This window comes from Kineococcus vitellinus, assembly GCF_009906315.1.
Lineage (GTDB): Bacteria > Actinomycetota > Actinomycetes > Actinomycetales > Kineococcaceae > Kineococcus > Kineococcus vitellinus.
Genome location: NZ_JAAALL010000395.1, coordinates 1 through 3196, shown reverse-complemented (window position 1 = coordinate 3196; position 3196 = coordinate 1). Strand labels below are relative to the sequence as shown.

At 78.7% G+C, this 3196-nt stretch carries 3 protein-coding genes; 2 read left to right on the top strand and 1 reads right to left on the bottom strand.

The annotated features are described in order from the left end of the window. Positions 1 to 36 precede the first annotated feature (36 nt). Together GTQ99_RS21425 and GTQ99_RS21420 are read left to right on the top strand one after the other, a co-directional pair. On the top strand, positions 37 to 2241 hold the full coding sequence (locus tag GTQ99_RS21425) for a GGDEF domain-containing phosphodiesterase (RefSeq protein WP_338075181.1): 2205 nt from the start codon (positions 37 to 39) through the stop codon (positions 2239 to 2241). Between the two features lie 9 nt (positions 2242 to 2250). Continuing rightward, complete coding sequence (locus tag GTQ99_RS21420; RefSeq protein ID WP_166617720.1) at positions 2251 to 2451, top strand: hypothetical protein; 201 nt, start codon at positions 2251 to 2253, stop codon at positions 2449 to 2451. Positions 2452 to 2494: 43 nt separating this feature from the next. Here GTQ99_RS21420 and GTQ99_RS21415 read toward each other — a convergent pair. Beyond that, positions 2495 to 3196 (bottom strand): LrgB family protein (locus GTQ99_RS21415; protein ID WP_240897909.1); only part of this gene is annotated, 702 nt, incomplete at its 5' end.

Here is a 3196-nt window from a genome sequence, read left to right as displayed (position 1 = left end):
GCTCAAGGCGGGTCCCCCGGCCGCCGATGGGACCCCGTGAGCCGTCCCGCCCCCAGCGCGCCTCCCGAGGTCCCGGGGCCCGTCGCCGACTTCTCCACGGCCGCCGGGGCGACGCTGCGCCAGCTGCACGCGCGGCTGGGGATGGACATGTGGGCCGTCTCGCGCCGGGACGGCGACGACTACGTCGTCCTGCAGGCGATCGACGCCACCCGCGTCGGCGTCCACGCCGGTGACGTCCTGCCCTGGTCGGACACCTTCTGCGCCGCGACGGTCGCCGGCCGCGCGCCCCGCTTCGCCCGCGACGTCGACGAGGTGCCCGGCTGGGAGCACGCCAAGCGCGCGACCGGGCTGCCCTTCCTCTCCTACCTGACCGTCCCGATGACCGCCCCCGACGGCCTCGTGCTCGGCACCGTCTGCGCCGGCTCGCGCACCCGCGTCGGCGAGCGGGTGGAGCAGCAGGTCGCGGAGGTCGAGCTGGCCGCCGGGCTGCTGGGCACCGTCCTGGCCTACGAGCTGCGCCTGGAGCAGGAGGCCCGCCGCGCCGAGCACGCCGAGTCCACCGCCGGCCGCGACGCGCTCACCGAGCTGGGCAACCGGCGGGCCTGGGACCTCGCCCTGGCCGCCGAGGAGGCGCGGGCGCGGCGCCTGGGCTCCACGGCCTCGGTCGTGGTGGTCGACCTCGACGGGCTCAAGCAGGTCAACGACACCCTCGGCCACGCGGCCGGCGACGCCCTCATCGTGCGGGCGGCCGACGCGCTGCGCCGGCTGCGGCCGGAGGACTTCCCCGCCCGCACCGGCGGCGACGAGTTCGCCCTGCTGCTGCCCGGCGCCGACGCGGCGGCCGCCGCGCGCGTGGTGGAGCGGGTGCGCCTGGACCTGGCGGCGGCCGGTGTCGGCGCGTCCGTGGGAGCGGCGACGCGGCGGGCCGGTGCGGGGCTGGAGGCCGCCTGGCAGGAGGCCGACGCGGCCATGTACGCCGACAAGGCCGCCCGCGCCGGGCGCCGCGGGCGCACCCGCGCGGGCACCGCCCGCCCGCAGGTGCCGCCGGCCGTCTTCACCACCGACCCCGAGCACGGCTCCACCACCGCGCAGATCGTCCGGCTGCTCGACGTCGCCCGCCGCCAGCTGGGCATGGACGCGGCCGCCGTCGGGCGCTTCGACGGCGACGCGTGGTCGGTGCGGCACCTGGCGGCCGGACCGGACGTGCCCGCCCTCGCGGGGTTCCGCTGGGAGCGGGCCGAGACCTTCTGCGAGCGCGTGCTCGACGGGCGCCTGGAGGCGGTCGTCCCCGACGCCCTGGCGCACCCGGTGACCGCCGACCTGCCGCTGCGCGCCGAGCTGGGCATCGGCGCCTACGTCGGGGTCCCGCTGCGCCGCCGCGACGGCAGCCTCTACGGGACCCTGTGCGCGCTCTCGCGCACGCCGCAGCCGGCGGCCGGTCCCCGCGACGCCGGTGTCCTGGAGATCGTCGCGGAGGCGCTGGAGGAGCTGCTGACCCGCGAGGAGCAGCGGGCCGAGGACCGCCACGGCGTGCTGGCGCGCCTGGACCTGCTGCGCCGCAGCGGCGGCCCGCGGCCGGTGTACCAGCCGATCGTGGAGCTGGGCAGCCTGCGCACGGCGGGCACCGAGGCGCTGACGCGCTTCCCCACCGGCACGCCCGACGAGTGGTTCGCCGACGCGCGGCGCATCGGCGCCGGCGAGGAGCTGGAGCTCGCGGCGCTGCGCGCCGCGCTCGGGCAGCGCCCCGCGGGCCCGGGGTTCCTGTCCCTGAACGTCAGCCCCGCCGTGGCGGCCTCCCCCGGCCTGGCGCGCGCGCTGGAGGGCCGGCGCCTGGACGACCTCGTGCTGGAGGTCACCGAGCACGAGCGCGTCGAGGACTACCCGGCCCTGCTGCGCCACCTGGCGCCGCTGCGCGGGGCGGGGCTGCGCATCGCCGTCGACGACGCGGGGGCGGGGTTCGCCAGCATGCGCCACGTCCTGGCCCTGGCGCCGGAGTTCATCAAGCTGGACACGAGCCTGATCCGCGACGTGCACCGCGACCCCACGCGGCGCGCCCTCGCGGCCGCCCTCACCACCTTCGCGCAGCAGACGGGCGCCGACGTGGTGGCCGAGGGCATCGAGACCGCCGCCGAGCTGCGCTGCCTGCAGGAGCTGGGCGTCTCGCACGGGCAGGGCTACCACCTGGGCCGGCCCCGGTCCTCGGACACGGCTCCGGGTGCGCCCGGCGGGAACGCTGCCTAGCGTCGGGGCATGAGCAGCGGACACGACGAACCGAGCCTGGACGACGTGATCGACCCGCAGATCGCCGCCCCCCGCGACCGCCAGGAGCACGCGAAGATGCCCGCGCGGCCCAGCGACGACGAGCTGGGGCACCGCGTCGAGCGCGAGCGCGAGGAGGCCGGGCTGGGCGCCGGCTCCGACGAGGACGCGGTGCCGCCCGCCACGGACTGACGCGCACGCCCGCCGGCCCGCGCGGGCCGGGTGGAGGCGCGGGTCAGGTGAACGCCCGCGCCGCGAGCGGCAGCACGGCCGTCATCAGCAGCGCGTTGAGCACCATCGCGGCGCTGGACCAGCCGCCCGCCACGTCGGACTCGGCCAGCGCCCGCGAGGTGCCGATGCCGTGGGAGGCCACCCCGACCGCGAAGCCGCGCGCCCGCGGGTCCACCACGCCCGCCCGGTCCAGCAGCCACGGGCCGACCGTCGCGCCGAGGACCCCGGAGACCAGCGTCAGCACGACCGCCAGCGTCGCGTTCGCCCCGATCGCCTCCGCCACCGTCAGCGCGACGGGCGTGGTCACCGAGCGCGGCAGCGCCGTGCGCACCAGCTCGCCGGGCACCCCGAAGGCCAGCAGCGCACCGACCGTCACCGCGACGCTGACGGCCCCGGTGAGCAGCAGCGTGCCCAGCACCGCCGCCCGGTCGGCCAGCAGCGCGCGGCCCGCGCCCAGCAGCGGCAGCGCGAGCGCCACCGTCGCCGGCCCCAGCAGCAGGGTCAGCACCGACACCGACGCCAGGTACTCCGCGTAGCCGACGCCCAGCAGCTCCAGCGCCGCGGCGACCAGGACCATCGCCACCAGCACCGGCGCGAGCAGCGCCGGGCGCCCCAGCCGGCGGTGCAGCTCCCCGGCGAGCAGGTAGGCGCCCAGCGTCAGCGCCAGCCCGGCGCCGGGGGCGTGCGCGAGGCTCTGCAGCGCGCT

Bases quoted from the DNA above. Each gene is read 5' to 3' on its own strand.
- GTQ99_RS21420 (WP_166617720.1), top strand. From the start codon at position 2,251: ATGAGCAGCGGACACGACGAACCGAGCCTGGACGACGTGATCGACCCG.